The organism is Anaerococcus sp. Marseille-Q7828 (genome assembly GCF_949769285.1).
Lineage (GTDB): Bacteria > Bacillota > Clostridia > Tissierellales > Peptoniphilaceae > Anaerococcus.
In genome coordinates this window covers 1,625,301-1,650,674 of sequence record NZ_OX458331.1, presented here as the reverse complement: position 1 = coordinate 1,650,674, position 25,374 = coordinate 1,625,301, and the positions used below count along the sequence as shown (strand labels likewise).

General features: G+C 31.7%; 23 protein-coding genes, 1 pseudogene and 1 riboswitch. Of the genes and pseudogenes, 17 read left to right on the top strand and 7 right to left on the bottom strand.

Translation table 11 applies throughout. The features are described from left to right. Positions 1 to 13: 13 nt before the first annotated feature. The 3 genes from scfB to QNH69_RS07895 all read right to left on the bottom strand — a co-directional run bounded on the left by scfB (position 14) and on the right by QNH69_RS07895 (position 3,015). Positions 14 to 1,399 (bottom strand): thioether cross-link-forming SCIFF peptide maturase, encoded by a 1,386-nt coding sequence (scfB, locus tag QNH69_RS07905; protein WP_282929941.1) that lies wholly within the window; start codon positions 1,397 to 1,399, stop codon positions 14 to 16. A gap of 77 nt (positions 1,400 to 1,476) precedes the next feature. Further along, positions 1,477 to 1,626, bottom strand: a complete 150-nt coding sequence (gene scfA / locus QNH69_RS07900; RefSeq protein WP_044566136.1) for a six-cysteine ranthipeptide SCIFF — start codon at positions 1,624 to 1,626, stop codon at positions 1,477 to 1,479. Between the two features lie 60 nt (positions 1,627 to 1,686). Next, positions 1,687 to 3,015: an aminotransferase class V-fold PLP-dependent enzyme gene (locus QNH69_RS07895; RefSeq protein WP_282929940.1), complete on the bottom strand. Its 1,329-nt coding sequence runs from the start codon at positions 3,013 to 3,015 to the stop codon at positions 1,687 to 1,689. A gap of 85 nt (positions 3,016 to 3,100) precedes the next feature. Between QNH69_RS07895 and QNH69_RS07890 the strand changes: the two genes are divergently transcribed. From QNH69_RS07890 to QNH69_RS07855, 8 genes are all read left to right on the top strand, one after another. Further along, positions 3,101 to 3,619, top strand: a complete 519-nt coding sequence (locus QNH69_RS07890) for an adenine phosphoribosyltransferase (RefSeq protein WP_044566138.1) — start codon at positions 3,101 to 3,103, stop codon at positions 3,617 to 3,619. A 170-nt stretch (positions 3,620 to 3,789) separates the two neighbouring features. Beyond that, a complete protein-coding gene (locus QNH69_RS07885; RefSeq protein WP_282929939.1) occupies positions 3,790 to 4,713 on the top strand; it encodes a J domain-containing protein in 924 nt (307 codons plus the stop codon). A 3-nt stretch (positions 4,714 to 4,716) separates the two neighbouring features. Then, positions 4,717 to 7,299 (top strand): ATP-dependent chaperone ClpB, encoded by a 2,583-nt coding sequence (gene clpB / locus QNH69_RS07880; RefSeq protein WP_282929938.1) that lies wholly within the window; start codon positions 4,717 to 4,719, stop codon positions 7,297 to 7,299. A 114-nt stretch (positions 7,300 to 7,413) separates the two neighbouring features. Further along, positions 7,414 to 9,531, top strand: a complete 2,118-nt coding sequence (nrdD, locus tag QNH69_RS07875) for an anaerobic ribonucleoside-triphosphate reductase (protein ID WP_282929937.1) — start codon at positions 7,414 to 7,416, stop codon at positions 9,529 to 9,531. After that, positions 9,528 to 10,019, top strand: coding sequence for an anaerobic ribonucleoside-triphosphate reductase activating protein (nrdG, locus tag QNH69_RS07870; protein ID WP_282929936.1), 492 nt, complete (start codon positions 9,528 to 9,530; stop codon positions 10,017 to 10,019). The genes nrdD and nrdG overlap by 4 nt, the downstream gene beginning before the upstream one ends. A gap of 26 nt (positions 10,020 to 10,045) precedes the next feature. Beyond that, the gene (locus QNH69_RS07865; protein WP_282929935.1) at positions 10,046 to 10,639 is read left to right on the top strand and encodes a LemA family protein; all 594 of its coding nucleotides are present in this window, start codon (positions 10,046 to 10,048) and stop codon (positions 10,637 to 10,639) included. Between the two features lie 9 nt (positions 10,640 to 10,648). Further along, the gene (locus tag QNH69_RS07860) at positions 10,649 to 11,500 is read left to right on the top strand and encodes a TPM domain-containing protein (protein ID WP_282929934.1); all 852 of its coding nucleotides are present in this window, start codon (positions 10,649 to 10,651) and stop codon (positions 11,498 to 11,500) included. 9 nt (positions 11,501 to 11,509) lie between these two features. Further along, the gene (locus QNH69_RS07855; protein WP_282929933.1) at positions 11,510 to 12,016 is read left to right on the top strand and encodes a nucleoside 2-deoxyribosyltransferase; all 507 of its coding nucleotides are present in this window, start codon (positions 11,510 to 11,512) and stop codon (positions 12,014 to 12,016) included. Between the two features lie 23 nt (positions 12,017 to 12,039). Here the strand turns inward: QNH69_RS07855 and QNH69_RS07850 are convergent, their stop codons facing one another. After that, the gene (locus QNH69_RS07850) at positions 12,040 to 12,558 is read right to left on the bottom strand and encodes a folate family ECF transporter S component (RefSeq protein WP_282929932.1); all 519 of its coding nucleotides are present in this window, start codon (positions 12,556 to 12,558) and stop codon (positions 12,040 to 12,042) included. A gap of 21 nt (positions 12,559 to 12,579) precedes the next feature. Beyond that, positions 12,580 to 12,670, bottom strand: a riboswitch (THF riboswitch). 49 nt (positions 12,671 to 12,719) lie between these two features. Here QNH69_RS07850 and QNH69_RS07845 point away from each other — a divergent pair. Beyond that, entirely contained in the window at positions 12,720 to 13,328 is a 609-nt protein-coding gene (locus QNH69_RS07845) for a DNA-3-methyladenine glycosylase (protein ID WP_282929931.1), read from the top strand. A gap of 2 nt (positions 13,329 to 13,330) precedes the next feature. Here QNH69_RS07845 and QNH69_RS07840 read toward each other — a convergent pair whose 3' ends face one another. Next, positions 13,331 to 14,095 carry a nitroreductase family protein gene (locus tag QNH69_RS07840; RefSeq protein ID WP_282929930.1) on the bottom strand — a complete coding sequence of 255 codons (765 nt, stop codon included), beginning with the start codon at positions 14,093 to 14,095 and terminating at the stop codon, positions 13,331 to 13,333. Positions 14,096 to 14,203: 108 nt separating this feature from the next. Here QNH69_RS07840 and QNH69_RS07835 point away from each other — a divergent pair, with 108 nt between their 5' ends. The 7 genes and pseudogenes from QNH69_RS07835 (at position 14,204) to QNH69_RS07805 (ending at position 22,768) form a co-directional block, all read left to right on the top strand. Further along, positions 14,204 to 16,507 carry an ATP-dependent DNA helicase gene (locus QNH69_RS07835; RefSeq protein ID WP_282929929.1) on the top strand — a complete coding sequence of 768 codons (2,304 nt, stop codon included), beginning with the start codon at positions 14,204 to 14,206 and terminating at the stop codon, positions 16,505 to 16,507. Beyond that, positions 16,494 to 17,864, top strand: a complete 1,371-nt coding sequence (gene rlmD / locus QNH69_RS07830) for a 23S rRNA (uracil(1939)-C(5))-methyltransferase RlmD (protein ID WP_282929928.1) — start codon at positions 16,494 to 16,496, stop codon at positions 17,862 to 17,864. Before QNH69_RS07835 ends, rlmD begins: the two co-directional genes overlap by 14 nt. Positions 17,865 to 18,182: 318 nt before the next feature. Then, positions 18,183 to 18,770: a type IV toxin-antitoxin system AbiEi family antitoxin domain-containing protein gene (locus QNH69_RS07825; protein WP_282929927.1), complete on the top strand. Its 588-nt coding sequence runs from the start codon at positions 18,183 to 18,185 to the stop codon at positions 18,768 to 18,770. Further along, a pseudogene (locus QNH69_RS07820) lies at positions 18,767 to 19,610 on the top strand (nucleotidyl transferase AbiEii/AbiGii toxin family protein). The gene QNH69_RS07825 and the pseudogene QNH69_RS07820 overlap by 4 nt, the downstream one beginning before the upstream one ends. A gap of 169 nt (positions 19,611 to 19,779) precedes the next feature. After that, complete coding sequence (locus QNH69_RS07815; RefSeq protein WP_282929926.1) at positions 19,780 to 19,992, top strand: helix-turn-helix transcriptional regulator; 213 nt, start codon at positions 19,780 to 19,782, stop codon at positions 19,990 to 19,992. Further along, positions 19,979 to 21,043 carry an SIR2 family protein gene (locus QNH69_RS07810; RefSeq protein WP_282929925.1) on the top strand — a complete coding sequence of 355 codons (1,065 nt, stop codon included), beginning with the start codon at positions 19,979 to 19,981 and terminating at the stop codon, positions 21,041 to 21,043. The genes QNH69_RS07815 and QNH69_RS07810 overlap by 14 nt, the downstream gene beginning before the upstream one ends. Positions 21,044 to 21,052: 9 nt before the next feature. Then, positions 21,053 to 22,768, top strand: a complete 1,716-nt coding sequence (locus QNH69_RS07805; RefSeq protein ID WP_282929924.1) for an ATP-binding protein — start codon at positions 21,053 to 21,055, stop codon at positions 22,766 to 22,768. Positions 22,769 to 22,790: 22 nt separating this feature from the next. Here the strand turns inward: QNH69_RS07805 and QNH69_RS07800 are convergent, their stop codons facing one another. After that, positions 22,791 to 24,122, bottom strand: a complete 1,332-nt coding sequence (locus QNH69_RS07800) for a relaxase/mobilization nuclease domain-containing protein (RefSeq protein WP_070241767.1) — start codon at positions 24,120 to 24,122, stop codon at positions 22,791 to 22,793. 5 nt (positions 24,123 to 24,127) lie between these two features. Then, positions 24,128 to 24,478, bottom strand: coding sequence for a plasmid mobilization relaxosome protein MobC (gene mobC, locus QNH69_RS07795; RefSeq protein ID WP_282929923.1), 351 nt, complete (start codon positions 24,476 to 24,478; stop codon positions 24,128 to 24,130). 292 nt (positions 24,479 to 24,770) lie between these two features. Between mobC and QNH69_RS07790 the strand changes: the two genes are divergently transcribed. After that, positions 24,771 to 25,343, top strand: coding sequence for a TetR/AcrR family transcriptional regulator (locus QNH69_RS07790; protein WP_282929922.1), 573 nt, complete (start codon positions 24,771 to 24,773; stop codon positions 25,341 to 25,343). Positions 25,344 to 25,374 lie beyond the last annotated feature (31 nt).

Genomic DNA, 25,374 nt, shown 5'->3' with positions numbered 1-25,374 from the left:
TTGGGTAGTGTTATTATGCTATGACTTCTTCCTCGTCAGTTTCTTTCATATATTCATAAATCTTAATGGCAATGGCCATTTCAATTCTTTTTCTAAATAATTTACAAGAATATTCGTGAATTTGGTTTATATCTCCATTGGCATTAAAGTTATTTGCAGCACAACCGCCAGAACAGTACATATTAGCCCAGCATGATTTGCATTCTTCTTTTGAGTAACAGTTGCAGGTTTTAAACTGATTGACTAAATCATCTCTTAGTATACTTTCTTTAAGATTTCCTATAATAAAGTCCTCATTTCCTACAAATTGATGGCAAGGATATAATTCACCACTAGGGGTTACTGCCATATATTCTGTTCCAGATCCACAACCTGATAGCCTTTTGTGAGCACATGGACCATTTTCTAGGTCAATCATATAGTGGTAGAAGATGAATTCATCGTTCTTATCAATTGCTTCCATCATCATATCTGCTAATTTCTCATATTCTTCATAAAGAATTGGCAAATCTTCTTCTTTAAGGGCGTATGCTGATTCAGAGTTACCTACAACTGGTTCTAGAGAAGTTCTCTTAAAACCAAGGTCTAAGTATGTTTTTATATCTTCGGTAAAATCAAGATTATTTGCTGTAAAAGTCCCACGCATATAGTATTCTTTGTCTCCACGTTTTTTGACAAAGTTTTGGAATTTTGGAACTACTGTGTCAAATGAACCTTTACCGCCTATAGTTTTTCTGAATTCATCATGAACCTCACGTCTACCATCCAGAGATAGGACTACATTTTTCATATTTTCATTTAAATAGTCAATTTTATCGTCATCTAAAAGCATGCCATTGGTAGTTAAGGTGAAGTTGAAGTGTTTATTATATTTTTCTTCTAAACTTCTGGCATAGTCTACAGTTTGAGTAACAACATCCCAGTTCATTAGAGGTTCACCACCGAAGAAATCTACATCTAAGTTAAAATGGTTGCCAGAATTTTCTATTAAAAAGTCTATAGCATCTTTTGCTGTTTCCACTGTCATGATGGCATCAGGCCCATGGTATTTGCCACCCTTTGCAAAGCAATATTCGCAAGATAGGTTGCAAGTGTGAGCCACATTTAAACAGATTGCTTTGACATTAGTAGGTCTTTTTGTGACATCTATTGATAGGTCAGCAAAGTTATCTGTTGTAAATAACATTCCTTCTTCTTCTAATGTCTTTACCTCATCATATGCTTCTTCAAATTGATCATCAGATAGATTATATGTAGATAAAAGATTTTTGATTTCTTCTTTTGTGTTCTCCTCGTATAATGAAATAATTTGGTAAGTTACATCATCAACTGCATGAACAGAACCACTATATGTATCTAAAACTATATTAAAGCCCTTGGCCTTATATTGGTGTATCATAAATTCTCCTTAAGTTTAATATATAGTATTATACTAAAATACTAGGTTTTTAAAAGAAAAAAATAAGGGATAATCCCTTATTTATTCTTTTTGCTAACGCATTCTTGGTTAGCTACTCCACAGCTTGTTTTGCAAGCAGATTGGCAAGATGTTTGGCATTCGCCACATCCACCATTTTTCTTGCTATTGTGAAGATTTCTGGTATTTAAAGTTACAATTCTTTTCATATGTATACTCCTTTGTATAATTCCTATACAAATTAATATTAACAGTTATGAGAAAATTTGTCAATCTAGGATAAGTATTGTATCTCCTATATTCAGTTTAGTCTGATGATCTGTCATATATCTCATAGTAGAAATTATATCTTTATCAATTACTTCACCTGGACTTAGTATTGGTATTCCTGGAGGATAGGCATAGACAAACTGCCCACAGATTTTACCAGCTGAATCTCCTATATTAACTGTAGATTTTCCTTTAACAATAGTTTCAGATATTTCTAGTGATTTTTCTGGTATCTTATAAGAAAAATAAAAATTATTGGTGGATTTTTTGATCCTTTTATCAATATCCATAAGAGCATCTTGCAAGCGGTCAAATCCTATTTTACTATCAAAAATGCTTGCAATAAGTAGGGCATAAGTGGGATATGACATTTCAATTTCTATTTTTCTATCCCTTAACATTTCTTCTAAAATAAAACCATCGATATCTGTATTAGCAGTAGAAACTAATATTTTGCTCCTATCTTTTTTATTATCGTGTACAATTTCTAAATGATCTAAATTGAGCTCATAAATTGCATCCAAGTTTTTTTCTAAATCGCTGTATTTATGATAAAACTCTGGAAATTTATCAATCATTTCATCAATAGATTGTAAGATTACATATGACGGTGATGATGTTTGAAATATAGCCATATTTCTGCGTATTTCCTTTGAATAATCCTTATTGTTTATAAGAACTCCAGAGGATGGAGTTAGGGCTGATAAGTTTTTGTGAAATGACGTTATAGCAATATCAAAGTCATTATAATATTTGTCAGTTAATATACTGTGCGATCCATGGGCCATATCAACAATAAGAGGAGTTGAGTAAATTTTGGCAATATCATATATTTTACCTAAATCTAAATAATAACCTTCATATGATGGGGAAGTAATTACTATAGCAGCATAATCCTTATTAGATAATTTTTCTTCTAGGTCCTTATAATCAATGTCAATTATTGCTCCCATATTATCTATAATCACATTTATATAATCAGATTTTAAATTATTCAATTCAATAGCATTGTAGACTGACTTATGGGAAGATCTTTGGATAAGGATATTTTTGTTCTCATAAGTTAAAGCTCTAATAGTAGATAAAATTCCACAAGTTGAACCATTAGTAGAAATTATAGCATCTTCTACTTGATAAATATCAGCTATTTTCTCTTCCATTTGGCAAAATATATCCTTAGGATCATTTAGGTTATCAAAACCATTTATTTCTGTTAGATCTCTCTTATAGGGAATATCTTCTCTTAAAATATTAGTTCTTTTTGATCCTGGCATATGAAAGGGATAGTAATCTTCTCTCAAATATTGGTCTAATTTTTCGTTAAGCATGGAAATCACCTCAAATACTATTTTACACTAAATCTTAGAAGATAATAAAGGTATAATAAGGGTATAAAGATATTTGGAGGATGGAATGGATATTAAATCAAAAATTAGAGTAATCGAAGACTACCCAATAGAAGGGATTTCTTTTAAGGATATTACTACACTTTTAAAAGACAAAGATGCATTTGAAGAATCATTAAATATGCTCGAAAAAGAGCTTGAAGGTATTGACTTTAACTATATCGTAGGTATTGAGTCTAGAGGGTTCATATTTGGTGCTCCACTAGCTGACAGACTAGGAGTAGGATTTGTCCCTGTAAGAAAACCAGGCAAGCTACCAGGAGAAATAGAAAAAGTTTCTTATGAACTAGAATATGGTAGTAATGAACTTGAAATGCACAAAGATGCACTTAATGAGGGAGATAAGGTCGTAATAATAGATGACCTTATAGCAACAGGTGGATCTGCAAAAGCCTGTGCTAAACTAATTGAAACTCTTGGCGCAGAAGTAGCTGCATTTGAATTCTTAATTGAACTTGAAGAATTAAATGCTAGACAAGCATTAAAAGACTATAAGGTAATATCACTTGTAAAATACGATCATTAAATAAAGGCCATCTTATGATGGCTTTTATAAGTTTCTTTATATATTAACTTATTTAAAAGAAATCTTTAGATAGTAAAAAATTATATTAGAAAACTTGAATAAGGAATGCGTGATAGTATAATTAGATTAAGGTCAGAGATGGTCAAATAAAGATGAAGATGGAGGCGCAAATGAAATATAGAGATTATTATGAATTATTAGGAGTGGACAAAAAAGCAAGTGATGCTGATATCAAAAAAGCGTACAGAAAACTTGCAAAAAAGTACCACCCAGACCTTCATCCAGATGATAAAGATGCACATGAAAAATTTAGTGAAATAAATGAAGCATATGAAGTGCTTTCAGATCCTGAAAAGAGAAAAAAATACGATATGTTTGGTAAGAACGCTAATTTCTCTGGTGGACAAAACTTCAATCCAAGCGATTTTGGTTTTGACTTTGGAAACTTTGGTAGAGGAGCTAGCTATAGCTACTCAACAGGTGGAGATAGTGGATTTTCAGACTTTTTTGATACCCTATTTGGTGGCATAGGAAGAACGGCTTCACAAGCTAAATCTAAAAGATTTACTAATGGACCAGGTTTTAATGCAAAGAAAAAAAATACTTTAGATGCAAAAATAGAAATAACAATAGATGAAGCAATCAATGGTACTAGCAAGACAATAGCTATCAAAGATGGCAATACTACTAAAAATGTAGAAATTTCTATACCAAAAGGAATAAAAAATAATAATAAAATTAAGGTAAATGGTTCAAAATTTGGTATTAATGCTTATATTTTGGCCAAAGTAATTATTAAAGAAGAAGATAACCGTAGGGTCGAAGGCAATGACATAATACAAAAGGAAAAAATTATGCCTTGGGATGCCTATTTTGGAACAAAGAAAAAAATATCAACTTTAGATGGAAGTCTTATGGTAACCATACCTGAAAAAATACATTCTGGACAAAAGATGAGGTTAAAAGGTTTTGGTTACAAGGATAGAAAAGGCAAGAAAGGTGATTTAATCTTAGAACTAATGGTTGATAACCCAGAAAATATGAGTGAAGAAGCAAAAGAACTATATGAAAAATTAAGTGAAATAGAGGGATAAGTTATGGATTATAAAAAATTTACACAAAAATCATTAGAAGCAATAAATGATGCAAATAGCATAGCAATCAAAAACTCCAATCCAGAAGTTAATGAAATTCACTTAAACTATGCTAGTATTGAAAACTCAGATTCTATAGTAGCTCAAGTGATAAAAACTATGGATGTTGATTTCAATGCTTATAGAAACGAGATAAGAGATTTAGTAGAAAGACTTCCACAAGCAAGTGGAGGCTCTGATATCTATCCTACACAAACATTTACGAGAATATTACTAAAGAGTGAAGATGAAGCCAAGGCAATGGGAGATAGTTTTGTTTCCCTTGAACATATATTTTTGGCACTTTTAAATGAAAAAACTAAGGTCAGCGATATCAACAAGAGATATGGTTTGACTTACAAGATTTTTAAAAATTCTATAGAAAAGGTCAGAAAAGGTCAAAAAGTTACTAGCGATAATCCAGAAGAAACTAATAATCCTTTGGAAAAATTTGGTCGTGACCTTACTCAAGAGGCTAGAGAAGGAAAAATAGATCCAGTTATAGGTCGTGATAGTGAGATAAGAAATGCCCTCAGGATTTTATCAAGACGTAAGAAAAACAATCCAGTTTTGATTGGTAATCCTGGAGTTGGTAAAACAGCAATAGTAGAGGGACTAGCCCAAAGAATTGTAAATAACGACGTTCCAGAGCCACTACAAGGTAGAACTATATTTTCTCTTGACATGGGTTCTCTTGTAGCTGGAGCAAAATATCGTGGTCAATTTGAAGAGAGACTTAAGGCAGTACTTGAAGAAGTACAAAATTCTGACGGCCAAATTATAATGTTTATAGATGAAATTCACACCTTAGTTGGAGCTGGCAAGTCAGAAGGTGCTATGGATGCATCAAATATTATGAAACCAATGCTTGCCCGTGGTGAAATAAAGGTAATCGGAGCAACAACCCTAAACGAATACCGTGAATATATTGAAAAAGATGGAGCGCTTGAAAGACGTTTCCAAAAAGTAATGGTCAATGAACCGAGTGTAGAAGATACTATAAGTATCCTAAGAGGCATCAAAGACAAGTACGAAATCTTCCACGGTATTAGAATACAAGATAGTGCCGTAATAGCCGCAGCCCAATTATCTGATAGATACATCACCGACAGATTTCTTCCAGATAAGGCCATAGACCTTATGGATGAGGCTTGTGCTACAGTTCGTACAGAAATTGATACAATGCCAACTTATCTTGATGAGGCAAAGAGAAAATTATTGCAATTGCAAATAGAAATCACTGCTCTTAAAAAAGAAGAGGATGAATCTTCAAAAGAGAGATTAAATATTCTAGAAAAAGAATTAGCTGACCTATCAGAAAAATACGATTCGGACTTTTTAAAATGGAAAGAACAAAAATCTTCAATTGATGATGTAAAAAATATCAAAGAAGAAATAGACAAGGTAAAGGTTGAAATTGATAAGGCAGAACGTAACTATGACTTTGAGAAACTTTCTGAACTTAGATATGGAACTCTTCCAGGTCTTGAAGAAAAATTAAAGAAAGCTAGTGACTTATCACAAAATGATAATGAAGATTCTATTAAAGAAGTGGTAACTGACGAAGATGTTGCTGATGTTGTAAGCAATTGGACAGGAATACCAGTATCAAAACTTGTAGAAAGTGAAAGAGAAAAGATACTATCTTTGCCTGATAAGCTTCATCAAAGAGTAATAGGCCAAGATCAAGCAGTAGAAGCTGTTTCAGAAGCTATAATTCGTGCTAGAAGTGGACTAAAGGATGCATCTAAACCAATTGGGTCTTTTATATTCTTAGGTCCAACTGGTGTTGGTAAGACAGAACTTGCAAAGGCATTATCTGAAGCAATGTTTGATGACGAGAACCATATGATAAGAATTGATATGAGTGAATATATGGAAAAATACTCAGTATCAAGACTTATAGGTGCAGCTCCAGGTTATGTAGGTTATGAAGAAGGTGGCCAACTAACAGAAGCAGTACGCCGTATGCCTTATGCCGTTATCTTATTTGATGAGATTGAAAAAGCTCATCCTGATGTATTTAATATATTATTACAAGTCCTAGATGATGGCAGATTAACTGATAGTATGGGTAGGACAGTAGACTTTAAAAATACTATTATAATAATGACTTCAAATATAGGAAGCCAATATTTATTAGATGGTCTAAAAGATGATGGTAGCATTGATGATATGAATCAAAAATTAGTAGAAGAAGCTTTAAGAACTTCTTTTAAACCAGAATTCTTAAACCGTATTGATGATATAGTAATGTTTAGCCCATTAACTAGCGATCAAGTTTATAAGATTATAGACTTACAAGTGTCTGATATTAGAAAGAGACTAAAGGACTTAAATATAGACTTGGATATAACTCCAAGAGCTAAGGAATATATTCTTGATAATTCTTACGATGTAGACTATGGTGCAAGACCAGTAAAAAGATACCTACAAAAGAATGTTGAAACAAAACTAGGTAAGCTCATTATTGAAGGCAAAGTAAAAGCAAAAGATAAGGCAATACTAGATCTTGGAGAAAAAAATGAATTAACTTTCAGAGTTTGATAAGGACGGGCTTTACGGCCCGTTTTTTATACCCTAGCAAAACACTATATATAGTATGTCATTTACAAATAACACTACATATGGTATACTTTTATAGAAATTGGAGGGGTAAATATGACTGAAGTAATAAAAAGAGACGGTAGAAAAACTGAATTCAATACAGAAAAAATTGTAATAGCTATAGAAAAAGCAATGAAAAGCCCTAGTGGTATATACATAGAAAATCAAGCAAGTGAAATAGCAAATGAGATTAAAAATGAAGTTAAAGATAAAGAAATATCCATTTATGACATAGAAGAATTAGTTTATTATAAATTAATTGAAAGAAGTAATCCAGCAACAGCCAGAGCCTATGAATCCTACAAGTCTATACAAACATACAAAAGAGAGCAAAACACTTCCGATAAAGACATATTATCTCTTTTAAATATGACAAATATAGATGTAATGGAGGAAAATTCTAATAAGAATCCTGTAATTGCATCTACCCAAAGGGATTTGATAGCTGGAGAAGTCGCAAAAGATATAGCAAAAAGAAAGCTTATACCTGCTGATTTGGTAGAGGCTCACGAATCAGGTGCAATTCATATCCACGACCTTGACTACCTAATTCAACCAATATTTAACTGTTGTTTAGTAGATATGAAAGATATGCTTGACAATGGGACAGTCATCAATGGCAAGATGATAGAAAGTCCCAAGTCTTTTCAAGTAGCCTGTAACGTGATGACTCAAATTATAGCCCAGATTGCATCAAATCAATATGGTGGTCAGTCAATAAACATATCCTGTCTAAGCCTATATCTAAAAAAATCCTACAAGAAGAATCTTAAATTAGCAAAAGAGACTCTAGAAGATAGTAAAAAAGCTGAATTAATGGCAGCTGCTATGACCCAAAAAGACTTGGAATCAGGTATACAAACTATTCAATATCAGATAAATACCCTTATGACTAGCAACGGTCAAGCTCCATTTGTAACACTATTTATGCACACAGATGAGAACGACCCATACATAGAACAAACAGTAAAAATTATTGAAGAAATTCTAAAACAAAGGATTCAAGGGATAAAAAATGAAGCAGGTGTCTACGTTACACCAGCCTTTCCAAAGCTAATATATGTCCTAGATGAAAATAATATCCATGAAGATAGCAAGTATTACTATCTAACGGAACTTGCGAGCAAATGCACTGCTAAAAGAATGTATCCTGATTATATTTCCGCTAAGAAGATGAGAGAAAATTACGAGGGAAATGTATTTTCTCCAATGGGATGCAGGGCATTTTTGCCTCCATATAAGGATGAAAATGGCAAGTACAAATTTGATGGAAGATTCAATATGGGAGTTTGTACCATCAATCTCCCACAAATAGGAATCCTTGCTAGAAATGACCAAGATAAATTCTTTGAAATTCTCGATAAAAGACTAGATCTTGTCAAAGAAGTTGGCCTATTGAGATATGAACATCTATCAAAAGTAACAAGTGATAGTTCCCCAATCCACTTTAGCCATGGGGCTATAGCAAGATTGCCAAAACATACACCTATAAAGCCACTTCTTGAAAATGGATATGCTACAGTTACTATCGGTTACATTGGAATTTACGAAGCAAGTATTCTTGTTACTGGAAAGTCTCATACAAGTGAAGTTGGCAAAGAATTTGCTGAGAAAATAATGAAATTATTAAATGATAAAAAAGAAGAATGGACTAAGGAATACGGAATAGCCTTTGCTGTATATGGCACACCAGCAGAAAGTTTGACCCATAGGTTCTGCTCAATAGATAAGAAAAGATTTGGTGATATCAAAGATGTAACAGACAAGGGATATTATACAAACTCTTTCCATGTTGATGTAAGAGAAGAAATTTCTGTATTTGATAAATTTGATTTTGAAAGTGAATTCCAAGCTCTTTCAACAGGTGGTTGTATTTCCTATGCTGAAATACCTAATATGACAAAAAACCACCAAGCACTACTAACTATGATTAAATATATCTACGACCATATCCAATATGCTGAGTTTAATACAAAGTCTGACTATTGCGCTAACTGTGGTTTTGATGGGGAGATCCTACTTAATGATAAAAACGAGTGGTACTGTCCAAATTGTGGTAATAAAGATCGCAGTACACTTACAGTGGTGCGTAGGACATGTGGATACCTTGGAGAGAACTTTTGGAATGAAGGAAGGACAAAAGAAATAAAAGCTAGGGTGCTTCATATATGAATTATGGACAAATAAGAAAATATGATATAGCAAATGGACCAGGAATTAGGACCAGCATATTTGTAACAGGATGTAGTCTAAACTGCAAAAACTGCTTTAATAAAGACTACCAAAATCCTAGTTTTGGAAATCTTTGGACCGAAAAAGAAGATGAATTATTGATTTCATATTTAAGTGATCCTAATGTAGCAGGACTAACCATTCTTGGTGGTGAACCTTTTGAAAATGCTCAAGGACTAATTTCCTTACTAAAAAAAATCAAAACTAATAAGTCCATCTGGATATACTCTGGCTATACTTATGATTTCCTAATAAAACACGAGGATACTCTTGAACTTCTTAAACTTGTAGATGTTCTTGTAGATGGTCCTTTTATAGAAAGCATGAAAGATCTTAACCTCTATTTTAGGGGATCAAGAAATCAAAGAATAATTGATGTAAAAGAAAGTTTGCTAAATGATGAACTTATCCTCCTTGAAGGGTATTAATAATATATAGACAAATAGGAGGAAATATGAAAATTAAGAACAATAAGAAATCAGGTTTTGGAACTGTAGGCATCATAATTGCAATAGTTGTGATTCTATTAGTCCTAACAGTTCCGACCTACAATAGACTTGCAGGAGCTCGTGAAGATGTAAACGAAGCCTATGCACAAGTGCAAAATGTTGTACAAAGAAGAGCTGACTTGATACCAAACCTTGTAAACACAGTAAAGGGTTATTCTGATTATGAAGGAGAGACCCTAACAAAGGTAACTGAAGCAAGGGCTGGGGTTAAAAATGCATCTTCACCACAAGAATTGGCTGATGCTAATGAAAAAGTTAGCCAAGCTATTAGAGATATTAATGTTGTTGCAGAAGCATATCCAGACCTAAAAGCAAATACCCAGTACACACAACTAATGGATGAACTTGCTGGTTCTGAAAATAGGATTTCTGTCGAAAGAGGAAATTATAACAGCGCTGTTAAAAAATACAATTCTGACATTAAAAAATTCCCAACTAATATTATAGCTGGAATTACTGGCTATGACCAAGCAGAGTATTTCCAAGCAAGTGAAGGAAGCGAAAACGCACCAACTGTCGATTTTAGCAAAGATAATTAGAGGTGAATTATGAAAAAGGGAAAATTTGTAGGAATAAATCTATTAATATCTTTACTTATCTTACTTTTTCCCCTAAAATCTATGGCGTCACTGCCAGCTATACCAAGTGACTTTTACTATGACGAACTTGGCATGCTAGATTATAACACTAAGGAAAATATCACTAAAACCAACAAGGAATTAGTAAGTAAAACTGGATCTCAAGTAATGGTTGCAACAGTAAAGAATACAAATGGACTTCCAGCGAGAGATTTGGGACCACAAATATTTAACAAGTGGAAAATAGGAGACAAAGATAAGAAAAATGGTGTTTTAATATTAATAAGCGAAGATGACTTATCAGGCAAGAGAGAAGTATTCATAACTACAGGTTATGGCATCGAAGGTAGACTCAACGATGGAAAAGTTGGTAGAATCATTGATAATTTTATGCTTGAAGATTTAAAAGATGGTAACTATTCAAAGGCAATCAATGAAGGATTCAATGCTATAGTAGCTGAAGTTGCTGATGAGTACAATGTTAAGCTTGATGGTAATTACGATTATTATCTAAATGAAAATGCTGGATCTGGCTATGAGATAAGCTTTGGAACTTTGTTTATGATGCTTGTAGTATTTATTGTGATTTCTAATATGCTCAATAGATCTAGATTCTACGGTAGAAATAGGGGTAGATACTATAGAGGATATCCACGCTATAGAAGATATCACAATGACCCATTTGATTCCTATACTTGGACAAATTCTACCAATTCATTTGGTGGTTCATTTGGTGGATCTTCATCAAATTCTAGCTTTTCTGGTGGATTCACAAGCGGCGGTGGTAGCTCTGGTGGCGGAGGAGCCGGCAGGAGTTTTTAAGGAGAAAAGATGTATGGATATTTAGCAAGCCATTTTTTCAACGATGCCATGTTTAAATGGACTGAAAATTTGGCTAAAATAATAGAAGAAAGAACTGAGTTAGAATTATATGTGCCACAAAGAAATGCAGATATAAATGATAAGAAAAATAATGATGATATCATAACTGATATAAAAATAGCTCAGGCTGATACAGCAGAACTAAAAAAATCCAATGTACTAATAGCTTGTCTTGATGGACTAACTATAGACGATGGAGTTGCCGGAGAAATAATGGCTCATGGGGTCATGGCAGAGATGGAAGAGGAAAATAATATTGATTTTCCAAGACTTATCATAGGCATAATAACTGATATGAGATATCTTGGTACAGGTGAAAACAAACTTTACAGGAACTTAATGATAGTAGGTAAGGTAAAGGAACATGGTCATCTGGTTGTTGGTTATGCTGGAGATGATTCATATGTTGATGAAGTTATAGATCATATAAATAAATTTATAGAAGAAAATAAATGAGGGGCTAAATTTAGCCCCAATTTTTATGCGTAATTTTTAATTCTTGGAATTAAGATATTTAAAACCAAGACATTTATAATTGTATCGATTATCTGTTTTGGAATCCTTCTAAGTACATATATCCAATATGGGTTTTTAGAATATTGTTGTAGCCAAACAGAATCTAAAAATAACTTAACTCCCAAAAATACAACAATAGCACTTATAACAATTATCCATATTAGCTTTTTATCGTAGTCTTTCTTAAAAACATAGTAAGAAATGATTCCTGGCAAAAATCCAGTCAAAAAAGCAGTAAAGGTAAAACCTGGGTGAAACACCCCATCTGGATTTAAGAGCATCCCAACAATATCTGCTAGAGCTCCAGTTAGCCCACCAAGGGCTGGTCCATATATGATTCCTGATATCATAATAGGAGCATCTCCTATGCCGATTTTTTTGTTTACAGGAATTGTAATTGTAAAATACCTTCTTAATACAACTGCTAGTGCTGCTAAAATTGCAATTTTGGTTAGCATATTAACCGTTAGTTTTTTATTCAATTTTATCCCCTTTCTATCAGAGGCAGCGGTTGCGATAGAAAATCATAGCCTAAGCTTCGTCTAAGAACAACAACCCATTTCTTAGCACTTGATGCTTCCTATCTACTCTGATGATTATATGATAACATATAAGAGAAATAATTAATACATGGAAGGTTAAAATGTTAGATAAAAACTTTTTTAATAGGGATACATTATGTGTTGCAAAAGATTTATTAGGCAAAATCATAGTAAGAAAAACTCATAGCCATATATATAAAGCTATGGTAGTAGAAACAGAGGGATATTTAGGTATAGAAGATAGGGCTTGCCATACGTTTGGAGGAAGAAAGACTGAAAGAAACAAAATAATGTATGAAGATGCTGGAACTATATATGTTTATCAAACTTATGGCATCCATTACTTGATGAATTTTGTAACATTAGATAAATCAAATCCAGAAGCAGTGCTCATCAGAGCTGTTGAGCCAATCGAAGGAATTAATCAAATGAGTATTAATAGATTTAGAAAGAATTACACAGATTTAAACAAATATCAAAAAAATAACCTGACTAATGGACCTGGTAAATTTACCAAAGCTTTGGATATTGATAAAAGTTTAAATGGTAGAAATTTATTTGGGGCACAAATTTATCTAATAGACGGAGATAAAGACTTTGAAATTGAGACAGATGTAAGGATAGGAATAGATTATGCAAAAGAAGCTAAGGATTATCCATACAGATTTTATATCAAAGACAATCTATATGTTTCCAAATTTAAAAGATGAGCCTAATTTAGCTCATCTTTATAGCTTATCTTAAAGCCTTGATTTAAAAGTGTTTCAAACATTTTGCCTCTGTTTTTAATAACTGATCCTTGTTTTTTAGGAATTTGCTTGCTAAAGTAATCAGATCTGCGATTTGCATCTCTTAAATCGTAATATGTTGTCATTTCCTTATCATATTCTTTTATCATTTCGTTGTAATTATCGTAAACTTTATAAGAATTATCAAAAGTTTTTAACTTTATATCTAGTCTTGGCTTAAGTTGTGGTTCTTGGTTTGGGATGCCAAAAGAGAGTCCCACAGCAGGATAGGTTAGCTTTGGAAGGTCTAATAGTTCTATAACTTTTTGAGTGTCATTGTGAATATTACCAAAATAATTTGTTCCAAGTCCCAAACTTTCGGCAGCGACTGTAACGTTTTGAGCGGCAATAATTGAATCGGTCATAGCTTGGATAAATTTATCGAAACCTATCATTTCATCATTTTCTTGGCCGTTTTCTTTGGCGATATTGTAATTTCTATATAAGTCTGCAACAAAAATCCATAAATGTGGTGCGCGAGCCATATATTCTTGGCCACCATTTTCTGCTAGTTGATCTTTGATAGCTTGATCTGTTACATTGATTATAGAAAAAAATTGCATACCATTACTTGATGCAGATCTATTTGCAACTTCTAGTAGCTTATTAACTAGACTTTCATCTAATTTCTCGTCTTTAAATTCCCTAATTGTCCTATGCTTTAATTGATTCTCAATACTTGTATTCATAACATCTCCTTATGTTTCTTTATACCTATATACCCAGCTTATGGTATATTAAATTAAAGGTGATAATATGCTTGTAAAATTTCAGTTAGAAATCTAATAGAATTTGTAATGAGATCTGGAGATATAGACAATAGATTTCGTGACAATGCTAGGATGATTGAGGGTATCAAAGCTCATCAAAAAATACAGTCTTCCTATGGTAAAAATTACAAAAAGGAATATTCTTTAAAAAATACTACTATTATAGATGATGTAGAATTTAAAGTCGAAGGTAGGGCGGATGGCCTTATTAAAGATGGGAGTATTTACACTATAGATGAGATAAAATCTACTAGTAGAAATTTAGATGAAATTGATGATTCTAACAAATTACACTGGGCGCAAGCTATGTGCTACGCTTATTTTTATTGCTTAGATAAGAACTTAGATAGTATATTCATCACGCTGACATATGTAAATATCGAAGATTACACTAGTAAAATATTCAAAAAAGAATTTGATTTTGAGTACTTAAATACTTTTTATTATGATTTGCTAAAGTCATACTTGAATTTTTCAAAAATTTTGGCTAATAACAAAATTAGAAGAGATGATACAATAAAAAATTTAGACTTTCCTTATAAAGATTATAGGAAGGGCCAGAGGAAGCTCGCTGTTGCAGTATATTCTTCTATAATGAAAGAAAATAATCTGATTGTAGATGCTCCCACTGGCATTGGCAAGACTATATCTACAGTTTTCCCTTCTATAAAATCAATGGGAGAGGACCTTTCTGATAGGATATTTTACCTTACAAGTAAAAATACCCAGGCAAAAGAAGCTATGAAATCGATCAAAAATCTCAAAAATAAGGGAATGTTTATCAAAGCCTTGGCAATTACTTCCAAAGAAAAAATATGCCTAAATGATGAAGTGAAATGCAATCCGGTAGATTGTCCGTTTGCTAAAGGACATTTTGATAGGGTAAATGATGCTCTCTTAGATATAATCTCAAAGGAAGAAATAATCGATTTTGATACTATCACTTCTTATGCAGAAAAATATAGAGTATGTCCATTTGAGTTTCAACTTGACATATCAAACTATGCAGACTTTATAGTTTGTGATTATAACTATGTATTTAATCCAACGGTGTATCTCAGAAGATTTTTTGATGAAATTGTCGATAGGTACATATTTTTGGTAGACGAATCCCATAACCTTTTAGAAAGGTCTAGGGATATGTATTCCTTTAGATTTACTGAGACTCTCTTTAAGGTTCTTTTTGACAAATTGAATAAGAAAAAATACAAAACTTTAATAAAATACTTAAAACAAATTGTCGAAGAATTTAATAATCTTTATGCTAAGCATGGTAAAAAATTGTTCTATTACCAGGAAAAACAAATAGATGATTTTGATGATATATTTACAAAACTTTTAAAACCTCTACAGAAGTATTTGGTCGAAGACAGGGAAGATGAAAACTATGACGACTTATTAAATTTGTATTTTGATATCAATAGGTATTTTAAAATAACTGATCATTACACCGAAGGATTCTATTCAATAATTGCCTACGATGAGATAAACGACGAGATATACTTTGAAATAAAATGTATAGATCCATCGCAAGTCTTAAAAAACATATATAGTTTTGCCAAAACAACAGTGTTTTTCTCAGCTACCCTTTCACCAATGGATTATTTTATGAGGATGCTTGGTGCTAATGATGCCCTAAGACTAAAGCTCGATATGCCATTTCCAAATGAAAATTATGCTATATTTGCCAGAGAAATATCCACCAGGTATAGGGATAGAAACTACAATGTGCCTATAATTAGTGAGTCTATCAATGAATTTATTAATTCTAGAGAGGGTAATTATTTTATATTTTTCCCATCATATTCATATATGATGTATGTCTATGAAGATTATTCGTCAAGATTTGACGATGAGATTTTACTCCAAGATAGATCTATGAGTGAAAAGGATGCTCATAAATTTCTCGGAAAATTTGACGAGGATACAAATAATACTGCTTTTGCAGTACTGGGAGGTATTTTTTCTGAAGGAGTAGATTTACTTGGTGATAGACTGATAGGTGCTATGGTAATTTCTGTGGGTATGCCAGGAGTTGGATTTGAGAGAAATCTTATCAAAGAGCATTTTGACAAGTTGGGCTTAAATGGTTTTGATTATTCCTATACATATCCTGGCATAAATAAAGTTTTTCAGGCGGCAGGAAGAGTCATAAGAAGTGAAGATGATAGGGGAATAATTTATTTACTAGACGATAGATTTACTAGCTTCAAATATAGAATGCTTTATCCTAAGCATCGGAGAAAAAAAGATATAAAAATTGTAAATGAATCGAGAGATTTTAGAAAAGAAATAAGTAGATTTTGGGAGACAGATAGTGAGAAAGAATAAGACATTTGAAGTAGATATATACGATATGAAATACCCTAATATTTCCATTGGTAAAACAAGCGATAATCAGATTGTAGAATTTAAGGGTGGAATATTAGGACAAAAAGCAAGAGTTAAAATTACTAGAAATAGAAATGGATATAAAAAAGGCAAATTTTTAGAATTAGTTGACAATTCTTACCTAGAAAATAATAAAAATCATTGCCCTAAAGCAGATATATGTGGTGGATGTTCTTATCAAAAATTGGCCTATGAAACAGAACTTATGCTAAAGCTTGATATGATTAAGAAACTATTTGCTGATAATGATATTGAATACGATGGTGATATTTCGATAAATAGGGCGGATGTAGTTAGTGGCTATAGAAATAAAATGGAATATACCTTCGGGGATAGCAAAAAAGGTGGTGACTTAGTCCTTGGCCTCCATAGGCAAAATAGATTCTATGAAATAGTAGATACCATTGATTGTAATATTGTAGATGATGATTTCAATAAAATACGAAAATCAGTACAAAAATATTTTAGAGATAGGAAAACTAGTTTTTATCACAAGTCAACAAGAGAAGGACTTTTGCGTCACCTAATAATTAGAAAAGCTCTAAGAACTGGTGAAATTATGGTCGTCCTAGTCACAACAAGTGAAGAAAGCTTTGATGACATTAGAAAAAAACTATTTGTAAATTTCATAAAAGATCTTGATTTACAAGGTAACATAGTTTCTATATTCCATGTTACAAATGATTCTCCAGCAGATGCAGTAGTCCCTGAAAAAATCGACCTAATCTTTGGAAAAGATCACATAAGAGAGGAAATGATGAGTCTTACATTTAATATATCACCATTTTCATTTTTCCAACCAAATGTATTCACTGCAGAAAAAATCTATAAAAAAGCCTTTGAGTTTGGAGAAATAGACCAAGATACAAAAGTACTAGACCTATATTCTGGAACTGGAACAATAACCCAAGTAATGGCAAAAGCTGCAAAGAAGTCTACAGGAATAGAAATAGTAGAAGAAGCAGTAGAAAAAGCATATGAAAATGCAGAAATCAACGACATCAAAAATATAGAATTCCTATGTGGAGATGTTCTAGAAGAAATTGATAAAATAAAAGGAGACTATGACCTAGTAATCCTAGATCCACCTAGAGTGGGAATAGCTCAAAATGCGCTAGAAAAGATTTTAAAATTAAATCCAGAAAAATTTATATACATTTCCTGCAACCCAAAAACTCAAGTAGAGAATTTGAAAGATTTTTTAGCAAATGGATACAAAATCGAAAAATACGAAGTAATAGACCAATTCCCAAAATCTAGGCATGTGGAAGCTATAGCGTTGATACAAAAGATGTAAATATAGAAATCCTGCATTTTAAGCAGTTTTATAAGCATTTTGTCTTTGATAAAGATGAAGAAGGATACGTCAAAAAGACTCAAAAAAACTATATGGACGTAAGAGTAGTTTTACAACTGGTATTAGGAGACACAAAAAATATAATAAGATAAAACCCATTTTATACTTTCTACAAGAGTAGCTTAAAAGCTGCTCTTTTTTTATTGAAGGGAGTAAGGATTTGTTACATCCTTTTCAAAATATAAAGCATTCACAAGCCAACTTTACATATTCGCTTTTACAACATATAATAAAAGCGTAAACGAGAGGAGGCGGACTATGAATATACTTAAAGAATATATACAAGAAAATTTAGTAATCACCAACAAAGAAGCAGAAGAACTTGGATATACTAGGCATAATTTATCAGAATTAACAAAAATCGGACAATTAGAAAGATTAAGACCAGGACTATATCAATTAAAAGGAAAAGTAATAGACGATTTTGTTTTAATATCATCAAATAGCAATCGAATTATATTTTCCCATCAAACAGCCCTATATCTACATGACCTATCAGATAGGACCCCAAATGTATTTCATATATCTGTACCCCAAGGCTACAATGCCAGCCATATCAAAAAGAGGTACGAAGATCTACAAGTTCACTATGTAAAAAGAGATTTATACGAACTAGGAAAGACAGAAATAAAATCACCACAAGGCAACCTTATTCCAGTTTACGATATAGATCGAACAATTTGTGACATCATAATCGACAGAGAAAAAATAGATAAGCAAATTTTTACAGAAGCCATAAAAAGATACTTTAAATCATTAAATAAAAATCTAAGACGACTCATAAAATACAGTAGATTATTTAAAATAGAAAATGAAATTAGAAAATACATGGAGGTATTATCGTGATTAATATCGAGAGTATAAAGGGCAAGATAAGAAGTCTTGCAGAGAAGAAAAATCTGAAATCACAAGAAGTTCTGCAAATATATTTCTTCGAAAGATTTTTAGAAAGGCTATCCAAATCAAATTACAAAAATAATTTTGTAATAAAAGGAGGATTCCTGATATCATCTCTAATTGGTATTGAAAATAGAACAACTATGGACATGGATACAACCATAAAAGGCATAGCCCTAAAAGAAGAGAAAATAAAAGAAGTCGTAGATGAAATTATAAATATCAATGTAGAAGATGGAATAAAATTTGAAATAAAAGACATTAGTTATATTAGGGAAGAGGACGAGTACGAGAACTTTAGAATATCACTAATAGCAAATGTTGGAAAGACCAAAAACCCGATGAAACTAGACCTAACAACAGGAGATGCAATAACACCAAGGGAAATAGAATATACCTATCCATGTATATTTACCAAAGAAGATATAAAAATAATGGCATATCCATTAGAAACAATTTTAGCTGAAAAATACGAAACCATAATCAGAAGAAATATAGCAACAACAAGAATGAGAGACTTTTACGACCTATACACCGTCTACAAACTAAAAAAAAGACCAGATAGATTATAAAATTTTAAAAGAGGCAATAGAGAGAACCTCAAAGAAAAGAGGAAGTCAGGAGATAATGAAAGACTATGAGGAAATAATCGAGGACATAAAAGAAGATTCATACCTAAGATCCTTGTGGGATGTATATCTCAGTGAAAATAAGTATATTGGAGATTTGAACTTTGATAAGGTTGTTAGTGTAGTTACAATTTTATCAAATAGAATTAATGAGATGTAATATTCCAGACATTGTCTAGGAAATCATAGACAAGAAATATTAAGTATAGAAGTGGAATTATTCTACTTCTTTTTTTAATACTTAAATGTTATTTCAAGGAGAACGTTTTTATATTAAGCGGACATTTAATGGTATAATATAATAAATATAAGTCTTCAACATTGGTATATTGAGAACTTTTAGTCATAAAGGATTATTAAAAAAACTAATAGATTTAGATATGACAAATAATGAATTGATGGAAAAGGCAAAAATAAGTAAAAGCACATTTTACAAAATGAAGAATGGGCAGAATATAACGACGGATGTTTTACTTAGAATTTGCAATACTTTGGATTGTGGTATTGAAGAAATTATGGAGTGTAGTGATGAATATAGATAGTGAAGAATTTGAACCAATATTTATGGATATTAAGGAACGATACCTATCAGGTGTAAATTTCCCCAAATTAATAGTTGGAACAGGGCTTTCTATTGCAATGAATATTCCGGGAATGTCAAAATTGGCTGAAAAATTGGAGGAATCGTTTGAAAGTATCGGTGATTTAGAGTTACAGAAGCAGTGGAACAAATATAAGGGGAAGATCAAAGATGAAGGATTAGAAGCAGCCTTATTAGATGTTTCAATAAGTGAAGAATCGTTTGTGGAAATAATTCGAGAGATAACGAGTGAATTTATTTTAGATGAAGAATATAATCAGCATAGTGATATATTAAATGAAATTTCCGGATTTGAAAAATTATTAAAGTACTTATTGGGAACTGTAAGTGTAAATAATCAAGTAATCGATATAATGACTCCTAATTATGACAGAATTATAGAACTAATTTGTGATAAATTAAAACTATCAACTACATTAGGATTTTCGGGGAATATGTATCAAACTTTTAATGAAAATATACTAAAGCAACCTTATGATTTTTTTTCTAAAAGCGTTCCTTTAGTAAGATTATTTAAGCCACATGGATCAGTTAATTGGATAAAAAAGAATGAGAGAGAATATCAGATTAATGATTATAAGTTACTAAAAGATAACAAGTGCTATATAGATATTATTACACCAGGCAGTATGAAATATAAGTTAGGAATGATTAACGGTATTTTTAGATGTCATAGGGAAATTTTTAATGAATTGATAACAGATTCTAAAAAGAATTTTTCTATATTTATTTATGGATATGGATTCAATGACCAGCATTTTAATACAGTATTCGAGGATACTCAAAAGGATGTGATTGTCTTGACAAGGACTATTAAAAAATCATTTTTAGATAGAGCAATGAAAAACGAAAACTGGACTTTATTTTATAAATATGAAGATAAAGAAGAAAATACAGAAGAAGGAAATTATATGGTATATAAAGGTAAAAAATATAATATAAATAAGGAATTATGGGATATAAATGTATTTTCGGAAACTTTTTTAGGATAGGAGAAAATTATGGAAGATATTCAAAATTATTTAAATCAAGAAGTTGGAGTTGTTCAAAATGTTGATACCAAGAAAGTATCTGTATCAGTAGAAAAGGAAGAAATTTTAAATAGGCTAAAAATAAATGATATAGTTGTTTTATCTGGAAATAATGCAGATGAAAAACTAATTGGAATAGTAACTAGGGTGAGCAAAAAGAGAATTGATATTGATGACGAAGAAACTGAAGAACAAGAGTATTCATATAACTTTTGCAATATAACTTTAGTAGGTACATTTTATAAAAAATTGTCTTCAACTAAACAAAATATTTTCAAAAGAGCAGTGAACACTTATCCTGAAATCAATAGCAAAGTTTATTTGGCAGATGGTAAAGCTCTATCTATTATTATGAACTCTCTTGAAAATGAGATATCTTCAGAAAAAAGATTAATTATTGGCAAATATGCAAGTAATAAAACTGTTGAAGCTATTTTGGATGGAAATAGATTTTTTCAAAGACATGCAACATTAGTAGGAAGTACTGGAAGTGGAAAATCTTTTACTGTAGCAAATATTCTTGAAAAAGCAAATGAGTTGGAGCACGCTAATTTAATTGTTTTTGATTTGCACGGTGAATACAATGAATTAAGTTATGCTGAACAGATAAAAATTTGTGACTCTGAGGATGGGTTACATATTCCTCTGTGGTTTTTCAATTATGAGGAAATTCATTCATTGTTTATTGAATCTTCTGAAGGGACATCTACAAATCAAAGGGCAGCAGTAATTAAATATATTTTAGAGCATAAGAAAAGGTATCTTGAAGAAAATATGACTGAATTTTCATCCGAAATAATTACAGCAGATACGCCGATTCCTTTTTCAGCAAAAGGGTTAAAAGCATATTTAGAGGATGAAAATATAAAGGAAGAAACAACAGGTGAAGTATATAAAACCGGAGATAAAAAAGGACAAGCAAAGACGAAACAAGGTCAATACTATGGGAAATTAACAAACCTTATTACGAGACTTCAGACAAAAATAGATGATAAAAAATATGGGTTTGTATTTAATGAAGATAATACTGTAAGAGCTGACTATCTGAAAGAATTTGTTGATAAAATAATGGGACTAGATAAAAAGATAAAAGTAATAGATTTATCAGAAGTCCCATCAGATATGTTACCTATAATAATAGGGATTGTTACAAGACTGGTATATGAAGTCCAATTTTGGATGTCGCCTAAAACAGATGAGACTAGGCATCCTATAGCCTTTATTTGCGATGAAGCACACTTATATATGCCGAGAGATACAACGAAATTGAAAGCGGTTGAGAATAAATCGCTGGAGATATTTGAAAAAATATCTAAAGAGGGGAGAAAATATGGTGTTTCATTGGTGATTGTTTCTCAAAGACCTGCAGAATTAAATTCTACTATAATATCTCAATGCAATAATATTATAAGTTTGAAAATTACGAATGATAGAGATAAATCGGCAGTAGCAACTATGTTAACTGATTCATTGGTAGGTTTGGTTGAAACATTACCTAATCTTGATGTTGGAGAATGTATTGTTATTGGAGATTCAATTAAATTACCTACTAAAATTATTTTAGACAAACCTAAGGAAGAACCCAAGAGTTCAACTATTGATTTTTGGGACAGATGGCTAGATGGAAAAGGTACAGTTTTCAATATTGATGAAGCAATTAAATGTATGATTAAACAGACAAGGTAGGGGGAGAAGAGAATATAGGAAACTATCTCTCCATCTCCTTACCCATATAAATTCCATAGTTCTTTCGTATTTGATAAAGCTCGTCCATTGTAGATTTTGTAGAAGAATACTCTTGCATAAGGGTATTCTTTTTTTCTTGTAATTTATCAAGTTTAGATAAAATATCCTTTGAATCTGGGAGCTTGGAATAGGATTTTTTGAGTTCTGAAAGGGCATTTTCATATAGGGTAATCTGAGCTTTGTACTCTTCAAAAAATGACTTATCAGACGGATTTGCCTTATATTCCTTGTAGTGTGCCCTGTATTTTTTAACGGTATTAACTTGTTCCATAGTGGCAGAAAGCAACAGCATTTCCTCATCAATAACCTTGATTTTATTCTGTAAATTTTGCCTTTCATCGGCTGCTTTTTGGATGTACTCATCAAGTTGCTTAACGGATTTAATACCTTGTTCTCTGAGGAAGATAACAGACTCAGCCATTGTATTAAGGTTATGTTTGGTTGCCCAATATTCATAGCCTTTGCTTTCTTTTACTTTAACATTTGTGTTCATATCAATAACATTGCCAATGCGTTTTTTGACAGCAGGGGTTTTAATAGACGATATTTCTGCAATGCGTTCTTTTAACCTTTCTTCAGTATAATCTTCTCCGATTGTTTTAGATCTTATAAATCTCAGCTTATCTTTCGGTTTAAAAGCAATGTGTTTGCCATACTTAATTTGATAGCCAAGATCAGCCATTTTCTTTAGAAAATCATCCCAATCCTTAGACTGTTTAATCATTCTGTAAATGTCAAATTGAAGTCTACTTTTCCAAGAAGTACCACGCTTTGCCTGTTCATTCTCATACCAAGATTTACCGTTAGTCTTATATTTCTTCTTGTAACTTTCGTAAAACTCATCAATGACAGATAGGTTGTTTTCTTTGCATAGCTTGTCGCTCTGATAACGGATTTGATGATAGCTTTTCTTATTAGACTGGTAGCATCTACCCGTTACCATATTTACATTGTTGAATATGATGTGATTGTGAATATGTCCTTTGTCTATGTGAGTAGATAAGACAAATTCATACTCATTTTTTAATATCTTTTTACACAGCTCCATGCCAATCTGGTGTGCTATTTCAGGCGTAGTTTCTCCCGGTAAAAAGGATTGAATAAGATGCCTTGCAAGAACATTTCCCTTTGTTCCTGCATCATTTCGTGTCCTTAAAAATTGTGTATGGGCAGTTTCTTGATGGCATTTATGAGTGCTGACTAAAATCTGTTCATCTGTTTTATCTCCATTTACAATGTAGTCGATAGCAAGATTAAGAGTCGATTTTATGGGATGTATTTTTGTAATAGCCATAAAAACTAATCACCTCCGGAAGTTCTGTTAAGGAGCAGAGAATGAATTTGCCACAGTTCTTTTGAGAAATGTTCAATCTCTTTTTTCATGTCATTGATGTCCTCTTTATAGATTATGCCTGTCGAATTAACTCGCTTTGCAATCTGGTTTATATTATTTGTTACATTTGAAAGTAGCCATTGTAGGTTTCTAAATGGTTCTAAATCTACTACATAAATTTCTTTCTCTAATACACATTTCCTAAGAAAGTGGGACATAGTTTTGCAATTAGCAAGTTTCATTTTCTTTTCAAAAACTTCCTTTTCTTCCTTAGTTAATTTTATTTCTATTCTTTCATTTCTAAATCTATTTGCCATTTTATTCTCCTTTATAAATATATTTCGGGGTCTTAGGGTTCTCCCTAACAAGGTAAAAATTAAAAAAAATGGAGCATTCCGTAAAGGTTTGCTCCATTAATTTTTTCGTAAGTGTCCGTACACTTACTGTGCTTGCTATTAAAGTTATAAGCGTTAAGCGTTTATTCAATTTTATTGATTATACCGCATTTAAAGAAATTAATAAAGAAGTATAAGCGAAGCTATTGACAATGATTATCAGTGTTGATATGATAATACCGACAATAGTGTCGGTTTAGAGGTTATTTATGAAATGAAAATGGAAGCTGATGAAAGAAAAAAGCAGATTAGACAAGCAGCTATGAAAGTCTTTTTGGATAAGGGATTTAGAAATACAGTTATGAATGACATTATGGAAGCTACTGGGCTTTCTAGAGGTGGTTTGTATCATCATTATGGTTCTACCTATGAAATTTTATACGACATTATGTTAGAAGGAAATAAATACAGAGAGAAGATAATCTATGATGAGATGAATAAAACAAGTCAGGATTTTAGCGAAGTTTTATCTGAGATTATTTTAGAAAAAATGCTATATCAGAGTGACTATGTTTCAATTTATGCAATGTTTTTGCAGGAATTAAATCATGACGATAAGTTAAAAGACTTATATAAGAAACTAAAAAAATCATCATCTGATAGTATTTTAATGTTATTTGATGAAGATGTAAGAGGTGAATTAAGTGGAGCTATCGAATTAATAACTGATTTTATTAACACATTTATTCTAGGTTGTGAAGTTCTAAATGCAAGAGAAAATTTTGTGAAGAACAAACTTGCATTAAAAAAAATGATAGGAATTATCTTAGATAATAATGCTAAGTAAATCTTAGGGTTTACTCAGAAAGAAAAAACAT